The following is a 21,664-nucleotide window of genomic DNA, read 5'->3' as shown; positions in this document are numbered from 1 at the left end:
GTTAGTTGCTCTCCGGAATCCAGTTGGCGCGACGTTTGTTCAGAAAGGCGCTGAGCCCCTCCTGACCTTCTTTGCCGACGCGGATATCAGCGATGCGGTGCGCAGTGTCATCAATCACAGTGCTGTCTATAGGTTTGTGGCTGACAGCAAACACGAGGTTTTTGGCTGCCTTCATGGCTTCCGGGCCATTCAGGGCAAGCTGCTGCAGCATTTCGTTGCAGCGTGCGTTCATGGATTCAACATCGGCACAGACGATATGCACGAGGCCGAATCGCTCTGCATCCGTGGCCGTGAACACCTCCGCTGAAATAAAGAAGCGGCGGGCCTGTCGCTCTCCAATCGCTCGTACAACGTAAGGGCTTATTACGGCAGGAATCAGGCCCAGTTTTACTTCACTGAGGCAGAAACTGGCCTTTTCTGTTGCGATGACGATATCGCAGCAGGCTGCGAGGCCGACGGCACCGCCGTAGGCTGCTCCCTGAACAAGGCCTATGACCGGCTTGCTGAGGTTGTTCAGGCATTCCATCAATCTGGCAAGCTGTCGGGAATCTTCCAGGTTCTCCTGCTGGCTGTTGTCTGCCATGCGTCGCATCCAGCCGAGATCTGCTCCCGCAGAGAAATGCTTGCCTTCGGAGCGCAGGATGACCACCTTCGTTTCGCTATCGGTGTCTGTTTCCGTGATAGCGGTGATCAGCTGCTGAATGATCACATCATCAAATGCGTTCCGTTTGTCCGGCCGGTTCAGCACAATTTCGGTCACGCCGGCATCGCGGCGCCTGAGCAAAACGGCCGAGTCCTGGTTTGTCATATCTGGCTTTACATTGTTGTTGGTCATGGTGATTCTCTCCGGTTACATCCTGAACACGCCGAAGCGTGTAGGCTTCGCCGGCCGGTTGAGGGTGGCGGAGAGGCTAAGCGCAATGACTTCACGGGTCTGGGCCGGATCAATCACACCGTCGTCCCACAAGCGGGCACTGGCATAGTAGGGGTGGCCCTGGTGTTCGTAGGTGTCGGTGATTGGCTTTTTGAACGCGGCTTCTTCCTCCGCGCTCCATTCCTGACCTTTGCGCTCCATACCTTCACGGCGAACCTGGGCCAATACGCCAGCCGCCTGCTCTCCCCCCATGACAGAGATACGGGCATTGGGCCACATCCACAGGAAGTCAGGGCTGTAAGCACGACCACACATGCCATAGTTGCCAGCGCCGTAGCTGCCACCGATGAGTACGGTGATTTTGGGCACATTGGCACAGGCTACAGCCATGACCATTTTTGCGCCGTGTTTGGCGATGCCCTCAGCTTCGTACTTCTGGCCTACCATAAAGCCGGTGATGTTCTGCAGGAACAGCAGTGGGATATTGCGCTGGCAGCACAGTTCGATGAAGTGCGCGCCTTTCTGGGCTGATTCACTGAAGAGGATGCCGTTGTTGGCGATGATGCCTACGGGGTAGCCATGGATATGCGCAAAACCGGTGACAAGGGTCTGGCCGTAGTAACGTTTGAACTCGTCAAATTCGGAACCATCCACCGTCCGGGCAATCACGTCGCGTATGTCGAACTGTTTGCGCAGATCGGTGCCAACGATGCCGTAAACTTCGCGAGGATCGTATAGTGGAGGTTTAGGTTTACGAATCTCAACGTCGACCGGTTTTCGCCGGTTGAGGTTTGAGATGCAGCGGCGCGCAATTTCCAGTGCGTGAGCATCGTTTTCAGCATAGTGGTCAGCAACGCCCGAGGTTTTACAGTGCACGTCTGCACCGCCGAGATCTTCAGCTGTGACAACTTCGCCGGTGGCTGCTTTTACAAGCGGCGGGCCAGCCAGGAAGATGGTGCCCTGGTTACGTACAATGATGGATTCGTCTGCCATGGCTGGCACATAGGCGCCTCCGGCGGTGCATAGGCCCATTACTACTGCGATCTGCGGAATGTCATCGGCAGACATGCGGGCCTGGTTGTAAAAAATACGGCCGAAATGGTCACGATCCGGGAAAACTTCATCCTGTAATGGCAGATTGGCACCGCCGGAGTCTACAAGGTAGATACAGGGCAGGCGGTTTTCCAGAGCGATTTCCTGGGCGCGAAGATGCTTTTTGACGGTCAGCGGATAGTAGCTGCCACCTTTTACTGTGGCGTCGTTGGCAATAATCATGCATTCGGTGCCGGACACGCGGCCCACGCCAGCGATGACTCCAGCTGCAGGGACTTCCTCATCGTAGACGTTGTAGGCAGCAAACTGGCCGATTTCGAGGAATGGTGAACCGTCATCAAGAAGGCGGTTTATACGCTCTCTCGGCAGAAGTTTGCCCCGGGCAATGTGGCGTTCCTGGTAGGAGGGGCCGCCACCTTGCTGGATGGTGGATACTTTTTCCCGTAGATCTGCGACGGCTTCTTCCATGGAAGCCTGATTGGCCTGAAACTCTTCAGACCTTGGGTTTATTTTGCTCTGGAGTATCGTCATGTTTTCCGGGCCTCGAGGTTCGGGGCGTCAGGTCTGGCGGGGTGTCGCTCCGGGAATCGCTACGAGCACATCCATGTGCGCTTGTTTCCGGCCATCCTTGGCCTGCAACATTCCCGGAGCGACACCCCACCAGCCCCTCGTCATACTTGGGTGCTGGCCGTCCAAAACTAATGCGTTCTGGCGGGTGTCTGGCTTGAAGTCACTACTTATTTGTTCAGGAACAGTTCCCGGCCGATCAGCATGCGGCGAATTTCGGAGGTGCCCGCACCGATTTCGTACAGCTTGGCGTCACGCAGCAGCCGGCCAGTTGGGTAATCGTTGATGTAACCATTGCCGCCCAGCAACTGGATGGCGTCCAGGGCCAGTTTGGTGGCCATTTCGGCGGAGTAGAGGATTGCGCCGGCGGAGTCCTTGCGAGTGGTTTCGCCGCGGTCTGCTGACATGGCTACCATGTAAACGTAGGATTTGGCGGTGTTCATCCAGGTATACATGTCGGCGACTTTGCCCTGTACCAGTTCGAACTCACCTATGGCCTTGCCAAACTGCTGTCGCTCGCGTATGTAGGGAACCACAATATCCATGGCTGCTTGCATGATGCCCAGCGGGCCGCCGGAGAGTACGAGGCGTTCGTAGTCGAGGCCGCTCATGAGTACACGTGCGCCGCCGCCGACTTGTCCGAGAACGTTTTCCTTAGGTACTTTGCAATCCTGGAATACCAGCTCGCAGGTGTTGGAGCCGCGCATGCCGAGTTTGTCGAGTTTCTGATGCCTGCTGAAACCTTCGTAATCGCGCTCTACGATGAATGCAGTGATGCCTTTAGAACCGGCTTTTACGTCGGTTTTGGCGTATATAACGTATACGTTGGCGTCCGGGCCGTTGGTGATCCACATTTTGTTGCCGTTGAGGACATAGTGGTCGCCAGCGTCTCTGGCGCTCAGCTTCATGGAAACAACGTCGGAGCCGGCGTTGGGCTCGGACATGGCCAAAGCACCGATGTGCTCGCCGCTGACGAGTTTGGGCAGGTATTTCTGCTTCTGTTCCTCAGTACCGTTGCGGTGAATCTGGTTTACACAAAGATTGGAGTGAGCACCGTACGACAGGCCTACCGAGGCTGATGCGCGGCTAATTTCCTCTACAGCAATCACATGACCAAGATAGCCCATGCCGGAGCCACCGTAGGCTTCATCCACAGTAATACCCAGCAGGCCCATATCGCCGAACTTTTTCCATAAATCCATGGGGAATTCGTTGCTACGGTCGATTTCTTCAGCGCGAGGGGCGATCTCGGTGGCAGCAAAACCGTTAACCTGCTCGCGCAGCATGTCGAGGGTTTCACCAAGACCGAAGTTGAGTTCTGAGTATTGTGATTTCATGTTTGATTGCCTTTTGTTCTGCCAGATACGTGTTTTAAAACGGCTTGCCGGGCCGGGTGCCAGTTGCTGTCAGTTCTATTCAGCAGCACTTTTCGGTTCGTCATTGGCCGGAGCCTGTTGTTTTTTCTTTTTCTGCAGTTCAGACAGAGCTTCCCGGCACCGTGCTTCGGCCGTGTCGATTTCCATCTCTGCCATAGCTATGTCGCTCTTCTGTTGTTCCATCTGAGCGCGCTTGTTGCTCAGTATGGTCAGCATCTTTAACAGCTGTTTTTCGTTACCGGTTGCGGTCTCATCCCAAAGGTCGAAAAGTTCTTTCGTTTCAGCCAGCGAGAAGCCCATGCGTTTGCCCCGGAGGATCAGCTTCAGTCGCACTCTGTCTTTGGTGCTGAATATTCGGGTCTGCCCGCGTCGGGCAGGCTTTAACAGACCCTGATCCTCATAGAAGCGGATGCTGCGGGTCGTGACATCGAACTCATTGGAGAGCTCGCTGATACTGAACGTTCTCTTTTCGAGCATGGCGATATCCTTTTTGAGTAAGGTTAGATGAAGTTTACGTAAACGTAAAGTTGTTTAAAGGGGAAATTGTTGGTTTCTGGCTCATGAATGAAATAAGTCAGTGTGTCTGGCAGATTGCGATGAATTGTATCAGAGAGTGCAAAGGGGTTGGGCAGGGCGTTCAGATGTGTATTGGAGGTGTTACGGGGCAGGCTCAACCCCGGATAGTGCGGGGTTGAGCCGGGTGTTCACATGGTTTCAGGAAAGGTCTTCCCGGAGCTTTCGTTTTAACAGTTTGCCGGCAGTGTTTTTAGGCAGTTCGGCTGCAAAGTGGATGTGCTTTGGCACTTTGAAGCTCGCCAGATTGGATCTTGCATGGCTCATAAGGGCTTCCGGGTCGTCCGGGTAGCCGTCTTTTAAAACCACTACGGCACAAATGGCCTCAATCCACTTTTCATCAGGCACACCGATAACCGCAACTTCCGCAACGGATTCGTGCTGATAAAGAGCTTCTTCCACATCGCGGCTGGCAACCAGTACACCGCCGGTGTTCACCACATCTTTGATGCGGTCAACAATATAGATGTAGCCCTCTTCGTCCTGGTAGCCCAGATCACCGGAATGGAACCAGCCGTCCCTGAAGGCTTCTTCTGTTGCCTCTGGCTTGGCCCAATAACCTGTCATCAGTTGTGGTGAACGGTGCACCAGTTCACCCTGGTCTCCGGGTTTGCAGTCTTTGCCGGTCACAGGGTCAATAATACGGGTCATAACTGTTTGCATCGGGCGGCCGGCAGAAGACGGCCTGTCTGCGTGCTCGTCCGGGAGGAGGACAGTTGCCAGTGGTGCGATTTCGCTTTGGCCATAACAGTTATAGAGGCCTGCGCCAGGCAGTTTCTGGCCGAGTTCTTTCACTACCTGGGCGGGCATGATGGATGCGCCATAGTAGAGTTTGTCCATGTGTTGCAGTTTTTCGGGGCTGAACTGTGGGTGATTCAGCAGCGCAATCCAGACAGTCGGTGGGGCGAAAAAAGCATTGAGTTGTTCGCTGGCGAGTAGTCCGAGAATCGCGTCGGGTGTCGGTGTGTTGATCATCCGGCTGTAACCACCGCTCAGCAGCATCGGCATGGTGAATACATGCATCTGGGCTGAGTGATACAGGGGCAGAGCTGCCAGGGACCTGTCGCTGGCCCGGATGTTCAGGTGGTATTGGCAGGCGCCATAATGTGTCATCAGTGAGCGATGGGTGTGCATGGCGCCTTTGGGGTCAGAAGTCGTGCCAGAGGTATAGAGAATCTGAACCACATCTGTATCGGAAATCTCCAGTTCGGGTGCAGTGTTGTCACCCGCTTCAAGGGCGAATCCAAGTGCATCGGGCATGCTCCCGCCATGAATGCTGCCGTAAATGGCAACCTCCGTTGCCTCCCGGACGGCATCGACCTGTGGGTGTAATTCCAGGTCGGAAAACAATGCTTTGCAGCCAGACTGGTTAAGGGCATAGGTAAGCTCATGGCCAATCAGGGCGTAGTTAAGTGGCACATGAATCAGCCCGGCCTTTGTGCAGGCAAGCCAAAGCAGAACGTAAGCATCGGAGTTTTTGCCGTAGGCGCCAACGCGGTCGCCTTTTTCGAGCCCCAGTCCGATCAGTCGGTGGGCTAGCCGGTTAGACGCTGCGTGAATCTCTGAGAAGGTCCAGGTGCGATCGCCGAAAGCGAGCGCCGTGCGGTTGCCATGGGTGCTCGCGGAGCGGGCAATGGCATCGCCAATGGTGTTGCGCAAGGCCCGTTGGATATCCGCCGATACGGAGGAAGATGCGGATGTACGGGAGTTATTCATGCGGATACCTCTTTTTTACTGTTGTTATTTAATGCGTGCGGGCATTAACTCAGAGGAACCAACCTTGCGGGAATGATCAATCAGGTCGAAAAAATTGACCCAATCGGCCAGTGTGGTGTTTTTAGTCCTCTGACTATCCAGACCACTGTGAGGGCGGTGTGCCGGTCCAGCGCTTGAAGGCTCTGCAAAACGAGGCGGTTTCTGAAAAACCAACACGCTCACTGACGTCTGCAACACTGAGGTTCTCAGTGCTCATGAGTTTTATTGCATACTCTCGTCGCAATGACGTTTTGATCTTGCGCAGGGAAGTTCCTTCTTCCTGCAGTTTGCGCCCGATACTTCTGGGGGTCATGTGCAGGAGTTGAGCGAGTTCCTCCAGGCTCGGCATGTCTCTGAGGTTTTGCCGGGCCAGCAAGGCACGAATCCGGTTGCGCAAACTTTCGTCATGATCCGGGCGGTGGAGGATATTGGCGGGCGCTTCCCTGAGGAACTCGGCCAGTTCGGATTCGCTCCGGGTTACGGGTAGCTGCAGATATTTTTCATGAAGGTGAAAACCACAAACATCACTGTCAAACTGCAGTTCGGACGGATACATGGCACGGTATTCAGCAGCATGGGGAGGAGCTGAATAGTTGAACTGTGTGGTCGCAAAGGGGATCTGCTGGTCCACGAGCCAGCAGGAGAACCTTTGCCACATAAGCAATAAGAACTCCTGTAGCAGGTGGTCCGTATCCTGGCGCGCGTCTTTAAGGCTCAGGCGAAAAAAAACCAGGTTGTTGCGCTCGGTTTCTTCAAGGCCAATATCGACGTTGTCACAGGCGATGTCGAAAAAACGGGCGCTTTTCCGTAATACGGCACCAAGGGATGCAGAGCCAAGGCAGTAATCGGTCATCAGTGCAAAAGTGCCGTTTTTACAGCGCCTGGTAGACAGCCCCATGAACTCGTCGTGAGTTGCTCTCCATACGCTTTTAATAAGGTGGGTGAACTGTTCTTCTGTAATCAGGCGCTCGGGTTTGTTCAGCCATTCTGCAGGGATCCCGGCGCTTTCCAGTAACGCCTTGCGGTGAAATCCCTGCCGTTCTGCACCGCGAATGGCGGCCTGGAGGTAGTGGTTGGCTATATGGGCTTTGGGCTGCGAGTTGGACATGTCTGCCGTGATTCCGGTGCGTAATGTGTCAATTTTTTCGGCTTAAACGGCCATTCCCGGTTTACAGGATAACCCTTTAAATAGGCGGCTGCCTGACAAATCAGACAAAAAAGCGGAGTTACCCATGTCCGGACACCAAGAAGATACTGAGCTCTTTCACTCTATGATTAACCGGGTTCTTGATACGGAAATCGCGCCCTTTTATGAGGAGTGGGAAGAAAAAGCTGCGATTCCTCGTACCCTCTGGCATACCCTGGGGCAGGCGGGAATGCTCGGTATTGATATGCCGGAAGAATACGGTGGTGCCGCCGCGAGTTTTGAAATCTCACAACTGGCAATTGAGGAGATGGCCCGCAAGGGGTTTGGCGGTCTGGCATCCGGTTACAATATCCACGCCAATATTGTAATGCCCTATATTCTGCATCTCGGCTCTGAAGAGCAGAAGCGGCGGTATCTCCCGGATATGATCAGCGGCAGGATTCTCAGTGCTATTGCTATGACGGAGCCGGGGGCCGGCAGTGATCTGGCCGCCATGCGCACTACAGCCCGGCGTACCGATGAAGGTTATGTGATCAACGGCGCCAAAGTGTTTATCACCAACGGTTTGCAGGCAGAGCTGGTGATTGTATGTGCGAAAACAGATCCTGATGCCGGCGCCAAAGGCGTATCCTTGTTCCTGGTGGATACTGGACTGCCCGGTTTTTCCCGGGGTAAGGGAATTCGTAAAATCGGCCAGCATGCCAGTGATACCGCCGAGCTGTTTTTCTCGGATCTTGTAGTTCCGCATGATGCGCTGCTTGGCGAAGAAGGGCGTGGGTTTGCCTATCTCATGCAAGAGCTGCCCCGGGAACGGCTGGGGGTCGGTGCCCAGGCAGTAGGGGCCACTGAGGGTGTGCTGGCAATCACTCTTGATTACGTGCAGCAGCGCCAGGCCTTTGGTCAGAGAATTGCTGATTTCCAGAATACCCGGTTCAAACTTGCAGAGGCCCGGGCGCGGCTGGAGATGGCCAGGGCTTACCTGAATCAGTGCATTGCTAAATATCTCAAAGGTGAAATGGGGCCGACAGATGCTGCCATTCTGAAACTGATGCTAACTGAAATGCAGTGCGATATAGCGAATGAATGTTTGCAGCTCTTCGGAGGCTATGGCTATACGCTGGAATACCCTGTGTCGCGGTTTTTTGTGGATGCCCGGGTGCAGACAATCTACGCCGGGACGTCCGAAATCATGAAAGAAGTCATTGCCCGCTCTATGCTGGGCAAATAGATTATCCGTTCTTCGGATTCGATGCGAACCAACCTGATAAGGAAAAAACGATGAAACTGACTGATGTTGTCATTCTTGACGGTGCCCGCACAGCCATTGGCGGCTTCGGTGGCAGCCTGAGTTCACTGGGCCCGGCTGAGCTGGGAACTTTTGCGGCGAAGGAGGCTATCAGTCGTTCCGGTATACCCGCAGAGGATATCGACCATTCGGTGTTCGGTCATATTATTCCGACCGGCCCTGCTGATGCATACGTAGCGCGCCATATCGGCCTCAATGCGGGTCTGCAGAAAAGCTCTGCTGCGTTTAACGTGAACCGTCTCTGTGGTTCCGGGGTACAGTCGGTTATCTGTGCCGCTCAAATGATTGTTATGGGCGACAGCCTGATTGCGCTCGCCGGTGGTGCCGAGAGCATGAGCCAGGGTGCCTACGTACTGCCCAATATACGCAAGGGTCTGCGAATGGGGGATGGCAAAGCCGTCGACATGACGATGGGTACGCTAAGCGATCCGTTCGGAAGCGGCCACATGGGTATGACTGCTGAGCGCATTGCTGAAAAGTACGGTATTACCCGCGAAGAACTTGACGAGTTCTCGGCAGAAAGCCACCGCCGCGCCGCGCAAGCAATTGAAAGTGGCTATTTTAAAGAACAGATTGTGCCTGTGACCGTGAAGCAGGGCCGCAAGGAATTCGTCTTCGAGCAGGATGAGCATGTGCGTCCCGGCACTACAACTGAAAGCCTCGCTGGCCTGAAGCCTGCCTTTACCAAAGACGGCATTGTCACGCCGGGCAATGCTTCCGGTATTAACGACGGTGCTGCTGCCATGGTTCTTACCAGCGCGGCAGAAGCTGAAAAGCGGGGCCTTAAAGCTCGTGGACGTATTGTCGGGTATGCCTTCGCAGGCGTGGATCCCGATGTAATGGGGCTGGGCCCGATCCCGGCAGTGCGCAATGTGCTTGAGAAAACGGGTCTCAGTGTGGCAGATCTGGATGTGATCGAATCCAATGAAGCGTTTGCGGCTCAGGCACTGGCGGTCAGCAGAGAGCTGGGCCTGCCTGCGGACAAGGTAAATCCGAACGGCGGCGCGGTTGCGATGGGCCACCCGGTGGGTGCTACCGGTTCCATTCTTATCATCAAAACGCTGGCGGAGCTTGAGCGTACGTCCGGGCGCTACGGTCTGATCACTATGTGTATTGGCGGTGGTCAGGGAATTGCGTTGATTGTTGAGCGCATCAGCTGAGCTGACAGACTGATTTCTTTTTCAGGCTGGATTGGGTAAAGTTTACGTTAACGTAAAGATTAATCTGTTTTCCCATCCAGTCGATCTGGATCATGTGAGGTAAAGACGATGGAGTTCAAAAACGTACCGGCCATTGTAACGGGTGGTGCATCCGGGCTTGGTGAAGGCGCAGCCCGGGCACTGGCTGCAGCTGGTTGCAAAGTTGCCATCCTTGATCTGCAAAAAGAGCAGGGCGAGAAGGTGGCAGCGGATATTGGTGGCATCTTCGTACACTGTGATGTGAGCTCGTCTGAAAGTGCGGAAGCCGCACTGGCAGCGGCCAGTAATGCCCATGGCCTTTGCGGCATTGCTGTTAACTGCGCGGGCATTGGTCCGGCAGCCAAAATTCTCGGCCGTGATGGTGTTATGCCGCTGGAGAGCTTTAGCAAGGTAATTCAGGTCAACCTGATCGGAACCTTCAATATTCTGAGGCTTGCAGCTGCCGAGATGGCACAGCGTGAACCCAATGCGGACGGTGAACGCGGAGTTGTAATCAACACGGCTTCGGTAGCGGCATATGAAGGACAAATCGGGCAGGCGGCATACAGCTCGTCCAAGGGCGGTGTGGTTGCTCTTACCATACAGTCGGCCCGGGAACTGGCTCGCGAAGGTATTCGGGTAAACACCATTGCGCCTGGCCTGTTCATGACACCAATGATGTCCGGTATGCCTCAGGAAGTGCAGGACAGCCTCGCCGCCACACTGCCATTCCCCAAACGCCTGGGCAAGCCAGAAGAGTTTGGCATGATGGTGGATCAGATGGTGCGAAACCCCGTCCTGAACGGAGAAACTATCCGGCTGGACTGCGCCCTGCGTATGGCGCCTAAATGAACCCGGGGACATGCAGGAGAGCGCAATGACCAGCACTATAGATCAGGAAGAACTTTCGCTGTTCCGGGAGTCTGTCATCAAGGCTCTGGAAACGGAAGTTGCACCGCATTATGAGACCTGGGAGAAGTTTGGTCTCGTACCGCGTGAGCTCTGGAACACACTCGGTGATGCCGGCATGTTGTGCGTGGACATACCGGAAGATTGCGGTGGGTGTGGCGCACCCTTCCAGTACTCTGTGGTTGTCGGAGAGGAGCTGGCTCGTATGGGGTTTGGTGCGCTTTCAACCAATGTGATGGTGCATTCGGACATTGTTGCTCCCTATATCAGCCATCTGGGTAACGAAGCCCAGAAGCAGCAATGGCTGCCGAAAATGGTATCTGGCGAGGTGGTCGGTGCCATCGCGATGACCGAGCCGGGTGCCGGTAGTGATTTGCAGGCAATGCGCACCAGCGCCGTGCGTGATGGCGACGACTATATCCTGAACGGTTCTAAAACCTTTATCACCAATGGCCAGCATGCCGATATGGTGATTGTTGCCGCCAAAACCGACCCTTCAGCCGGAGCAAAAGGCATCAGCCTGTTTCTGGTGGACACCAGTCTGCCGGGTTACAGCAAAGGGCGGAACCTGGACAAAATAGGGCAGCACAGTGGCGATACCTCTGAGCTGTTCTTTTCGGACATGCGTGTACCTGCATCGGCACTTGTTGGTGAGGAAGGCAAAGGCTTCGCCTACCTTATGCAGGAATTGCCGCGTGAGCGCCTGGTTATCGGGGCCCTGGGTGTCGCAGCAGCCAGGGGCGCACTGGATCTGACCATAGCGTACAGCCAGGAGCGGGTCCTGTTCGGCCAGAAGCTGGCTCAGATACAGAACACCCGGTTTGAAATTGCCCGTATGGAAACCGACTACCAGGTCAACAAGGCCTTTGTCAGCCAGTGTATCAACCAGTATGAAGCTGGTGAACTGGATGCAGCGACAGCGTCGATGGCGAAGTACAGCGCTACTGAAATGCAGTGCCGTGTGGCAGATGGATGCCTGCAACTGTTTGGTGGTTATGGTTACACCACTGAGTACCCCATATCCCGTGCATTTACCGATGCCCGGGTTCAGCGAATCTATGGCGGTACATCCGAGGTCATGAAAGAAATTATTGCCCGCTCTGTTCTGGGCAGAGCCTGACATTATTGAGGTTTGAGTATGAGTGACAACAGCGTTGTAATTGCTGGATCTGCCCGGACACCCATGGGTGCCATGATGGGTGCCCTGAGTTCTGTGCGTTCTCCTGAACTGGCTGCATCTTCCATCAAGGCTGCGATAGAGCGCAGTGGGCTTAAGCCTGCGGACATTCAGGAAGTGATTATGGGTTGTGTGTTGCCGGGTGGACTGGGGCAGGCTCCTGCCCGCCAGGCATCCCGCGCTGCAGGCATTCCCGACAGCTCCGGATGTACTACGGTGAACAAGATGTGTGGCTCAGGTATGCAGGCAGTGATGCTGGCTCATGACCAGATCAAGGCGGGCACCAATAGCATCATGGTTGCCGGAGGTATGGAAAATATGAGCCAGGCGCCTTACCTGTTGCCAAAGGCTCGTGGCGGCATGCGTATGGGCCATGGTCAGGTGATGGACAGTATGTTCCTTGATGGCCTTGAAGATGCCTACGAAGGCGGCTTGATGGGCGTGTTCGCACAACGTTCGGCTGATGACTACAAAATCACCCGGGAAGCGATGGACGAGTTTGCCATTGGCTCCCTGAACAAAGCTCTGGCAGCGATAGAAAATGGCTGGTTCAAGCCCGAAATTTCACCAGTCTCCGTGGCTGGGCGTGGTGGTGAAACTTTGGTCGATACCGATGAACAGCCGGGTAAGGCAAGGCCGGAAAAAATCCCTACGCTCAAACCTGCTTTTGCTAAAGAAGGAACGGTAACCGCAGCCAACTCAAGCTCCATCAGTGACGGAGCCTCAGCTCTGGTACTGGCTTCTGCGGCCGAAGCCAAAGCCCGAGGCCTGACGCCTCAGGCCCGTATTGTGGCGCATGCGACACACGCCCGCTTGCCGGCGGAGTTTACACTGGCTCCCATCGGCGCGATAGAAAAGGTGCTGGAAAAGGCAGGCTGGACCAAAGACGATGTGGATCTGTTCGAGATCAACGAGGCCTTTGCAGTTGTCAGCCTGCTGGCGATCAATGAGCTCAGTCTTCCGGCTGAAAAGGTTAATGTATACGGTGGCGCCTGCGCGCTCGGCCACCCTATCGGTTCTTCCGGATCGCGTATCCTGGTCACACTCATTAATGCGTTGAAGCAGAAAGGCCTGAAGCGAGGCGTGGCTTCCCTTTGTATTGGTGGCGGAGAGGCAACGGCCGTAGCTATTGAGCTGGTCTGATTTTCTGCGTGCCAGACAAGGTTATCCGTGTTGTTTAAACGGATGCTGAATCCTGGTCGGGGTGGGTGCGGTATTGCCTGGCATCAACCCCGAGCTTCTTCAGTCGTGAAGTCAGAGTGGTTGGCTTGATCTGAAGAAGCATTGCCGCGCCATCGTCTCCGAAAATCCGCCCTTCACTTATTCTGAGTGCCTTGATCAGGTTCCGTTTCTCCAGTGCCCGGAATTCGGTCTCTGTCATCAGTTCGCCGCTATCGTGGCGCGCCGGTGGGTGTTGTTGGCCGGAAGGCCTCGTTCGTGAATCTGTCCCTAGTATATCCAGGTCGAAGCTGCCGTCGAAAGTAATGACCTGGCGTTCGATAACATTCTCCAGCTCCCGAACGTTACCCGGCCATTGGTAGGCCTTCAGGGTTTCAGCCTCACGTTCTCTTAAAACAAGAGGTGGCCGGTTGAATTTCCTGCAAGCGCGGTTCAGGAATTCCTGGGCGAGAATGGGAATGTCTTCCGTGCGCCGCCGGAGTGGCACAGATTCGATAGGGAAGACATTAAGGCGGAAGTAGAGGTCCTCCCGGAAGGTTTTTGCCTGCACTTCAGCTTTCAGCTCCCGGTTGGTGGCTGCTATAACCCGGACGTCTACCGCTCTGGTACGGTTCTCTCCAACGCGCTCGAATTGCTGATCTTGCAGTACCCGCAGAAGCTTGCCCTGGAGTTCCAGAGGAATTTCGCCTACTTCATCCAGAAAAAGTGTGCCGCCGTCGGCCAGTTCAAACCGGCCGACACGATCACTGATTGCGCCGGTGAAAGCGCCTTTGATATGACCGAAAAATTCACTCTCGAACAGATCTTTCGGAATAGCTGCGCAATTTACCCGTATTAAAGGTCTGTCCCTGCGTGTGCTGGACTGGTGGATAGCTCGGGCGATCAGTTCCTTGCCGGTGCCGGATTCTCCGGTGATCAGTACGTTGGCATCGGTAGGTGCAACCATACCTATTCTACGGACGATGCTCTTGATAGCTTCACTCTGGCCGAAGATTTCATGGAAGTGATACTCAGCGCTGATTTCTTCCTGCAGATACGCGTTTTCCATTTCCAGTCTGTGCTTGAGGTTTTCAACCTCTTCCAGAGCCTTCTGCAATTCCTTTTGTGCCTGCAGGCGAGGTGTTATATCCCGGAAGACCACCACAGCACCTACCGGATGGCCATTGTCCAGAATGGGTGTGCTTGTGTACTCCACGGGAAAGCCTGTGCCGTCTTTACGCCAGAACCAGTCTTCGCCCACCCGTTTAACGCTTACGTCCCGGAATGCTGCGTAAATAGGGCACTCTTTCAGGGGGTAGAGAGAGCCATCCTCGTGTGAATGGTGCATCACCCGGTGAATTACCCTGCCCATCAGTTCATCAATACGCCATCCGAGCATGCGCTCTGCCGCCGGGTTAGCGAAAGTAGTTCGTCCTTCTACGTCAACACCGTATATGCCCTCTCCGACAGCGTGGAGTATCAGTTGGTTTTCCCGCTCCATATCCTTGAACAGCTCTTCCACGCGTCGCCATTCCAGTAATCCGCCCCGGTGGTAGTGGTTGGCCTCGTGTCGTTCCCTCAGCGTGCGCAGTTGTCGCCTGTCTCTGAGTAGCAACAGCACGCTCTGGGAGCCCGCCTCGCCGGCTCGGGATGAGGATATTTCCAGCTCCACCGTCTGGCCGCCTCCGGGCTTGAGCATGAAGTCTCTGCTCCACCCCTGACCTCTGAACAAAGTTTCTTCTGTGAAGGCAATCAGTTGGGGACGCTGATCTGTGAACAGGTTGGTGCATGGGGTGCCGGTCAGGGATTGCCTGTCCATTCCGGTCATTCTGGCCATGGCACTGTTGGCGGCAAGAATCAGGTCCTGTCCGGCATCGACCAGTAAGGCGGCTTCGGGAAGATGGTCAATCCACTCAATGGCTGGAGTAGCGGTCTCAGTGTTCATGGGCTTGTCCTGTGTTATCCCGGGAACGATCAAACAAACCCTGTGCCAACTACGAAAAATCGTGGTCAGCATTACGAAAAATCGTAAATCACGAAATATCGTAGTTTCTGATAGTCCTGCTTGTAACTTAAAAAATCAATAAAAACAAATGGATGTATTTATTTTTGGAGTTGGCACAGCCTCTGCACTACCTCTTTCCAGAACAGGCAAGTGGCCTGAACATTTTTCAGTTTCCAGGCCGGAATCGCTTCTTTATCTGCACTGCATGAGTGCAAACACAATCTGAGAGTAGGGAGAGTGCCACATGACCACGAAAAGCCTTGGCAATCCGTTTGACGGTGATCAGTCTCTGATTCACGCAAAAAACTGCGGTTGCCCGGAATGCAAGCATGGGCAGGAAATGCCGTCGATTTCACTGGATTTGCCGAAACCTCCCGGTCAGGAAATCTCCGTATCTCAAAGTGAGATGGACGCAGAAGCCATGATGGACCGGGCTATTGAAAGTGCTGTGGTGCGGTCGGTGTTTGCCCACAACGACCACAGTCGCCGGAGTTTCATGAAAATGATGGGAGCCGGCACTGCAGCTGCTTTGCTTGGCAGTGTGTTTCCCTTTGAGAAAGCCAAGGCAGCTGTAAAGGAATCTCTTGGAAAGCTGGAGAAAACCAAACTGAACGTAGGCTTTGTGCCGATAACCTGTGCTACGCCGATCATCATGGCGCATCCCATGGGTTTCTATGAGCGTTACGGGCTTGATGTGACCGTAACCAAAACCGCCGGCTGGGCGGTGGCACGGGACAAGTCCCTGGCCGGCGAGTACGACGCCTCTCACATGCTTACGCCCATGCCTCTGGCCATGACAGTAGGCGCAGGCTCCACGCCGGAACCCTACATTATGCCGGCTGTCGAGAATATCAATGGCCAAGCTATAGTTCTGCACGTTGATCACAAGGACAAGCGTGACCCGAAACAGTGGAAAGGCTTCAAGTTCGGTGTGCCGTTCGAATACTCCATGCACAATTTTCTGCTGCGCTACTACCTCGCTGAAAATGGCGTTGATCCAGACAAAGACGTGCAGATCCGTGTGGTTTCGCCACCCGAGATGGTCGCCAATCTGCGCGCCGGTAACCTGGATGGCTACTTGTCTCCAGATCCGTTCAACCAGCGTGCAGTCTGGGAAAAAGTCGGGTTCATTCACATGCTCACCAAAGATATCTGGGACGGCCATCCGTGTTGTGCCTTTGCCTGCAGTCAGCAGTTTGCTACCCAGAACCCCAATACTTACGGAGCCCTGCTAAGGGCGATTATTGATGCAACCCAGTACTCCAATAATCCTGAAAACCGTAAGGAAATCTCCGAAGCCATTGCGCCCAAGAACTACCTGAACCAGCCAGTACCGGTTATTCAGCAGGTGCTGACAGGCTATTACGCTGACGGACTTGGTGAGATTAAAAATGTGCCAGACCGCATCGACTTCGATCCATTCCCCTGGCACTCCATGGGTGTCTGGATTCTGACCCAGATGAAACGCTGGGGCTATATCGAGGGTGACGTGGACTACAAGGGTATTGCAGAACAGGTCTACCTGGCAGGCGAGACCGGCAAAATTATGAAAGAGCTGGGTTACACCGTGCCGGACAAGACCTATAAAACTCACATCATTATGGGAAAAACCTTCGATTCAGATCATGCCGACGAGTATGCGCGCAGCTTTGACATCGGGAGGGCGTAAGCATGGCGTCTCTGAACGTTCGGGCAGCGCTGCTGTCGGTGTCGTTCCTGATTCTGGCTCTGGGGCTCTGGGAAATGGCAACTCAGCCCCCGGACGCCCAGACCGGACTGACTGAATACGAAATGCTCATGGGGGGTGCCGAGCAGGAATCGCGGGTGCCGCCACCTTCGGCCGTGATCAAACTGGCATGGGCCGAGCTGTCTGATCCCTTCTATGACGCGGGTGCCAATGATAAAGGTATCGGCATTCAGTTGGCCTATTCGGTATACCGGGTTCTCGCGGGTTATCTCGCCGCCATGGTTATTGCTTTGCCGCTGGGCTTTCTGATTGGTATGTCGCCGCTGATGTACAAAGCCATGAATCCTTACATCCAGGTGTTGCGGCCGATATCGCCTTTGGCCTGGATGCCGCTGGCACTGTTCATTATTCAGGATTCCGATGCATCCGCCATTTTCGTGATCTTTATCTGCTCCATCTGGCCCATGCTGCTTAACACTGCGTTTGGCGTCGCCAATGTCAGGCAGGATTGGGTGAATGTAGCTCGCACCCACGAACTAGGGCCGCTGCGTACGGCCATTACGGTCATCCTTCCAGCGGCTGCGCCGACCATCCTGACGGGCATGCGGATTTCCATCGGTATTGCCTGGCTGGTTATCGTTGCGGCAGAAATGCTCGTCGGTGGCACCGGGATTGGTTACTACGTGTGGAATGAGTGGAACAACCTGGATCTGGCGAGTGTGATCTTCTCAATACTGATGATCGGGGTCGTTGGCATGTTGCTGGACCTGGTTCTGGGCAAGGCCCAGAAACTGGTCGAGTACAAAGAATGAGTGGTCAGGAGCCTGACCCAAGCCTCCGAATAGGAACCTGTTATGAGTAAGTCGTTTCTGGAAGTAGATGGCTTGTCCAAAACGTATCCGGATGGCCAGGGTGGTGACCTGACCGTCTTCGGAGACATACGTTTTGCTCTGGATAAGGGAGAGTTTGTCTGCATTATCGGCCATTCAGGCTGTGGCAAATCAACCATCCTCAATGTACTGGCCGGCCTGGATGAGGCCAGCGCCGGCAACGTAGTCATGAATGGTAAGGAAATCAAAGGTCCGGGGCTTGAGCGTGGTGTCGTGTTCCAGAACTACAGCCTGCTGCCCTGGAAAACCGCGCTGAACAACATTGTGTTTGCGGTGCGCGCACGCTGGCCTGAGTGGTCCAGGGAAAAGGTTAAAGAGCACAGCGAACACTATCTGAAGATGGTGGGGCTGGATCATGCTCTGAACCGTAAACCATCCCAGCTTTCCGGAGGTATGCGCCAGCGGGTCAGTATCGCCCGTGCTTTCGCTACTCAGCCTGAGTTGCTGTTGCTTGATGAGCCGTTTGGCGCACTGGATGCGCTAACCAGAGGTGTAATTCAGGACGAACTCGTGAGTATCTGGCAGGAGACCCGTCAGACTGTGTTCATGATCACCCACGATGTGGATGAAGCTATCCTGCTCTCTGACCGTATCTTCCTCATGTCCAATGGCCCCAATGCCCGAATTGCCGAGAGTGTGAAAGTGGATATCCCACACCCGCGGGCCCGGGCCACTATCTTTCAGAATCCGGCTTACCACAAAACCCGGGATTATCTGGTGGATTTCCTGGTCAACCGGAGTGGCTCTGCCTCGCCGGAGAAAGATGGCACGCCCAGAATAGTAGAGCCTGCCAGTGATGCCGGACATTCCATACCGGCTGATGCCGATCCCGAATCCGAAGCAGCCGCCCATGCGGCACGTGCCTGACTTGATAATTTAAAAGAGGAAATAGAGATGATGAATAAAGAACTGATGACTGCAAAAATTCTGGAAGCGAAAGTGGCAAAGGATATGACATGGGAGGCCATTGCCGAAGCCATTGGTATGTCGCCTGTGTTCACTACTTCTGCGGTACTTGGTATGAACAGCCTGGATGAAGACAAAGCCTTTGGCCTGTGTGAAGCTCTGGGGTTGGACAAGGAGGTAGCGGAAGCGCTTCAGGTTTGCCCGAAGAAAGCCTGGGACGGCGCGATTCCGCAGGATCCGCTGATCTACCGTCTGTATGAAGTGGTGGGGGTTTATGGCGATACCATTAAAGAGCTTATCCATGAAAAATTCGGTGACGGCATCATGAGTGCAATTGATTTCACCATGGAGCTTGAAAAAGAAGATAACCCCAAGGGTGACCGTGTGGTGGTGACGATGAGCGGGAAGTTTTTGCCCTATAAGGCATGGTGACCATGGCAAGGGCTCCAATAGATTCACTATTTTAGAGTGAACAGACAAAACCCTTCACTTCAGTTGATGTGGAGGGTTTTGTCAGTCAGAGGCTGCGTCCTCTTCAGGCGGTTGAGATCTCGCCCGTCGGAGGGTGCGGAATCGCCGCCAGCAGGCTTTGGGTGTAATCGGTTTTCGGCTGGTCCATGATGAGCCGGGCATTACCTTCCTCAACAATCTGTCCCTTCTGCATCACGATGATCCGGTCACACAATAAGCGAACCACGTTCAGGTCGTGGCTGATGAAGAGATAGCTCATGCCAAGCTGATGCTTAAGATCTTCGAGCAGATTCAGTACTACTGCTTGTACCGAGACATCCAGCGCCGCCGTGGGTTCATCCAGGATCAGAAGCTGCGGGTTGAGTGCAACGGCCCGGGCAATTCCGACTCGTGCCTTCTGGCCACCGGATAACTGGTGGGGATAGCGGCCCAGCAGATTGTGTGGAAGGCCTACAAGGCTCGCAAGTTCCAGCACCCGAGCTTTCCGTTCAGCTTTCCCCAGGTCTTTGGCAAGGTGTATCAGTGGGTCTTCGATAGAGCGCTCGGCACTCCAGCGGGGGTTAAGGCTGTCTGTCGGGTCCTGAAACACCATTTGTAGTTTGCCGCGTAGCGGATGGGACGAAAACTGGCTGGCGGGAATACGGGCAATGTCTTCGCCCAGAAACTCGATCTGTCCCTCAGTTGTGTCGAGCAATCGCATCACCATGGCAGACGTGGTGGATTTGCCGCATCCGCTCTCTCCCACCAGTCCCAGGCTTTCGCCCTGGCGAATACTGAATGACAGATCCCGAACCGCAAGGTGATGATTTTCTGATCCCGGTTTGCCAAAACTCTTTTTGAGATGACTGACCGTTAGCAGAGGTGGCCCCGGAGGGCTGGACTCCGGCAGCGGATCAGTCTTGTCGAGCAGTTCTTTCGGCAGCAGATCCCGCACGTTCGAATCGCGCCGCGGCGTGGCCTGCAGCAATTGCCTGGTGTATTCCTTCTGGGGCGACTGGAATAGCACTGTGGACGGGTTCTGCTCAACAACACGGCCTTTTTCCATCACCATCAACCGGTCACAGTAGGCGGCTGCCAGGCCGAGATCGTGGGTAATGAGTATGGTTGACATGTTGAAGCGTGCGGTGAGTTCCACAATCAGGTCCATCACCGCTTTCTGGGTAGTAACGTCCAGACCTGTTGTGGGCTCGTCGGCGATCAGCAATTGGGGCTTGCAAGCGAGCGCGATGGCTATAACAACCCGTTGGCACATACCACCCGAGAGCTCAAACGGGTATGCATCGAAGCGCTTTTCGGCGTCTGCGATTTTCACTGCCTGGAGCATTTCAATGGCTTTACCACGAGCTTCTGCACGGGTTGCCTGATTGTGCTGGATCAGGACATCGGCCACCTGCTGACCAATCTTTCGTATGGGGTTCAGAGCAGCTCGCGGGTTCTGGAAAATCATGGAGATTTCCCGGCCACGGATATCGCGCATATCGGATTCCGGGATTTTCTGCAGGGCCATACCACCGTAGATAATCTTGCCGCTGGTTATTTTTCCCGCCCGGTCCAGTATTTTCATTACCGCATATGAGGTGACGGACTTACCCGAGCCGGATTCGCCAACGATGCCCAGAGTTTCGCCCTTGGCGACTGAAAGGGAAACGGAATCAATGGCACGGATAACCCCCTTGCGGGTATTGAAATCAACGCTCAGCCGCTGAACATCAAGTAAGGGTACATTCATGGGAATTCCTTATGTCCGTCGCTGGGGGTCGACAAGATCACGTAATCCGTCGCCAATCAGGTTAAAGGTAAACACCGCCAGCATCAGGGCCATGCCGGGGAAGACCACAAGCCACCACTCTCCCGAAATAATGAAATTGGCGCCTTCAGCAACCATGATTCCCCACTCAGGTGTTGGTGGTTGTACGCCCAGGCCAATAAAAGAGAGGCCCGCAGCATTAAGGATGGCCCACCCCATGTTGAGCGAGATCTGAACCATTATCGGGGGCAGGGTATTCGGGAAAATGTGGCCGAAAAGTACTCTGAGCTCCGAGTTGCCCGACAGGCGTGCTGCCTGAACAAACCCCGCGTTGCGCCGAATACTGACCTCTGCGCGGGCCATACGGGCATAGAACGGCAAGTTGATAATGGCCGTGGCGTAGACAATATTTTCAACGGAGTTGCCTGCTGCGGCGACTATGCCCATGGCCAGAACGAACAAAGGGAAGGCCATGATCGTATCCATCAGGCGTCCCGCAATCCGGTCGGTCCAGCCGCCGAAATAACCGGACAGTGAGCCGATGACAGAACCGAAGACAAACGACAGCGCAACCGCAGACACAGAGATCATAAGATCCAGCCGTGTGGCAACGACAACCCGTGAGAAAACATCCCGTCCGAGATGATCGGTACCAAACCAGTGTGCCGGACTGGGCGGCATCAGGGCCGGACCAGCTCCTGTAGCAACCGGATCGAAAGGCACCAGATACGGGCCGAAAAGCGCCATGATGATCAGGCCAATGAACATGGCGAACGAGATACCGGTGAGGGGGTTTTCCGCCATGATGTATCTGAGGTGCTGCCAGTAGCCTTCGCGGGCTGGTGCAGCAGTGGAGGCTTCAGGTGTAGCCAGGGATGACGCCAT

18 protein-coding genes are annotated in these 21,664 nt (G+C 54.7%); 9 read left to right on the top strand and 9 right to left on the bottom strand.

Annotated features, from left to right (window positions below; all coding sequences use genetic code 11):
• Position 1: 1 nt before the first annotated feature.
• The 6 genes from DS878_RS07865 to DS878_RS07840 form a co-directional block, all read right to left on the bottom strand.
• Entirely contained in the window at positions 2-808 is an 807-nt protein-coding gene (locus DS878_RS07865) for an enoyl-CoA hydratase-related protein (RefSeq protein ID WP_113815469.1), read from the bottom strand.
• A gap of 42 nt (positions 809-850) precedes the next feature.
• Positions 851-2,458 carry a carboxyl transferase domain-containing protein gene (locus DS878_RS07860; RefSeq protein WP_113815390.1) on the bottom strand — a complete coding sequence of 536 codons (1,608 nt, stop codon included), beginning with the start codon at positions 2,456-2,458 and terminating at the stop codon, positions 851-853.
• A 206-nt stretch (positions 2,459-2,664) separates the two neighbouring features.
• A complete protein-coding gene (locus DS878_RS07855; protein ID WP_113815389.1) occupies positions 2,665-3,831 on the bottom strand; it encodes an isovaleryl-CoA dehydrogenase in 1,167 nt (388 codons plus the stop codon).
• A gap of 75 nt (positions 3,832-3,906) precedes the next feature.
• Positions 3,907-4,347: a MerR family transcriptional regulator gene (locus DS878_RS07850; RefSeq protein ID WP_113815388.1), complete on the bottom strand. Its 441-nt coding sequence runs from the start codon at positions 4,345-4,347 to the stop codon at positions 3,907-3,909.
• Between the two features lie 237 nt (positions 4,348-4,584).
• Positions 4,585-6,159 (bottom strand): fatty acyl-CoA synthetase, encoded by a 1,575-nt coding sequence (locus DS878_RS07845; protein ID WP_113815387.1) that lies wholly within the window; start codon positions 6,157-6,159, stop codon positions 4,585-4,587.
• A 133-nt stretch (positions 6,160-6,292) separates the two neighbouring features.
• The gene (locus DS878_RS07840) at positions 6,293-7,306 is read right to left on the bottom strand and encodes an AraC family transcriptional regulator (RefSeq protein WP_113815386.1); all 1,014 of its coding nucleotides are present in this window, start codon (positions 7,304-7,306) and stop codon (positions 6,293-6,295) included.
• A gap of 124 nt (positions 7,307-7,430) precedes the next feature.
• Here DS878_RS07840 and DS878_RS07835 point away from each other — a divergent pair, with 124 nt between their 5' ends.
• From DS878_RS07835 to DS878_RS07815, 5 genes are all read left to right on the top strand, one after another.
• Positions 7,431-8,573, top strand: coding sequence for an acyl-CoA dehydrogenase family protein (locus DS878_RS07835; RefSeq protein WP_113815385.1), 1,143 nt, complete (start codon positions 7,431-7,433; stop codon positions 8,571-8,573).
• Positions 8,574-8,623: 50 nt separating this feature from the next.
• Positions 8,624-9,811, top strand: a complete 1,188-nt coding sequence (gene bktB / locus DS878_RS07830; protein ID WP_113815384.1) for a beta-ketothiolase BktB — start codon at positions 8,624-8,626, stop codon at positions 9,809-9,811.
• 108 nt (positions 9,812-9,919) lie between these two features.
• Entirely contained in the window at positions 9,920-10,681 is a 762-nt protein-coding gene (locus DS878_RS07825; protein ID WP_113815383.1) for an SDR family NAD(P)-dependent oxidoreductase, read from the top strand.
• A gap of 25 nt (positions 10,682-10,706) precedes the next feature.
• Entirely contained in the window at positions 10,707-11,858 is a 1,152-nt protein-coding gene (locus DS878_RS07820) for an acyl-CoA dehydrogenase family protein (protein WP_113815382.1), read from the top strand.
• Between the two features lie 18 nt (positions 11,859-11,876).
• Complete coding sequence (locus tag DS878_RS07815; RefSeq protein WP_113815381.1) at positions 11,877-13,058, top strand: acetyl-CoA C-acyltransferase; 1,182 nt, start codon at positions 11,877-11,879, stop codon at positions 13,056-13,058.
• A 34-nt stretch (positions 13,059-13,092) separates the two neighbouring features.
• Here DS878_RS07815 and DS878_RS07810 read toward each other — a convergent pair whose 3' ends face one another.
• Entirely contained in the window at positions 13,093-15,018 is a 1,926-nt protein-coding gene (locus DS878_RS07810; RefSeq protein WP_113815380.1) for a sigma 54-interacting transcriptional regulator, read from the bottom strand.
• 304 nt (positions 15,019-15,322) lie between these two features.
• Here DS878_RS07810 and DS878_RS07805 point away from each other — a divergent pair, with 304 nt between their 5' ends.
• Genes DS878_RS07805 through cynS form a run of 4 tightly spaced genes read left to right on the top strand, consistent with a single transcriptional unit; the run spans position 15,323 to position 18,993 of the window.
• A complete protein-coding gene (locus DS878_RS07805; protein ID WP_113815379.1) occupies positions 15,323-16,747 on the top strand; it encodes an ABC transporter substrate-binding protein in 1,425 nt (474 codons plus the stop codon).
• 2 nt (positions 16,748-16,749) lie between these two features.
• The gene (gene ntrB / locus DS878_RS07800; RefSeq protein WP_113815378.1) at positions 16,750-17,577 is read left to right on the top strand and encodes a nitrate ABC transporter permease; all 828 of its coding nucleotides are present in this window, start codon (positions 16,750-16,752) and stop codon (positions 17,575-17,577) included.
• A 42-nt stretch (positions 17,578-17,619) separates the two neighbouring features.
• Positions 17,620-18,522, top strand: coding sequence for an ABC transporter ATP-binding protein (locus DS878_RS07795; protein ID WP_113815377.1), 903 nt, complete (start codon positions 17,620-17,622; stop codon positions 18,520-18,522).
• Between the two features lie 27 nt (positions 18,523-18,549).
• The gene (gene cynS / locus DS878_RS07790; RefSeq protein WP_113815376.1) at positions 18,550-18,993 is read left to right on the top strand and encodes a cyanase; all 444 of its coding nucleotides are present in this window, start codon (positions 18,550-18,552) and stop codon (positions 18,991-18,993) included.
• Between the two features lie 103 nt (positions 18,994-19,096).
• Here cynS and DS878_RS07785 read toward each other — a convergent pair whose 3' ends face one another.
• Both DS878_RS07785 and DS878_RS07780 read right to left on the bottom strand, forming a co-directional pair.
• Entirely contained in the window at positions 19,097-20,761 is a 1,665-nt protein-coding gene (locus DS878_RS07785) for a dipeptide ABC transporter ATP-binding protein (protein ID WP_113815375.1), read from the bottom strand.
• Between the two features lie 9 nt (positions 20,762-20,770).
• Entirely contained in the window at positions 20,771-21,664 is an 894-nt protein-coding gene (locus DS878_RS07780; protein ID WP_113815374.1) for an ABC transporter permease, read from the bottom strand.

It is taken from the genome of Marinobacter sp. F3R11, from assembly GCF_003318275.1.
Lineage (GTDB): Bacteria > Pseudomonadota > Gammaproteobacteria > Pseudomonadales > Oleiphilaceae > Marinobacter.
Note: the sequence above shows the minus strand (reverse complement) of the source record. Positions and strands in the feature narration are given on the sequence as shown.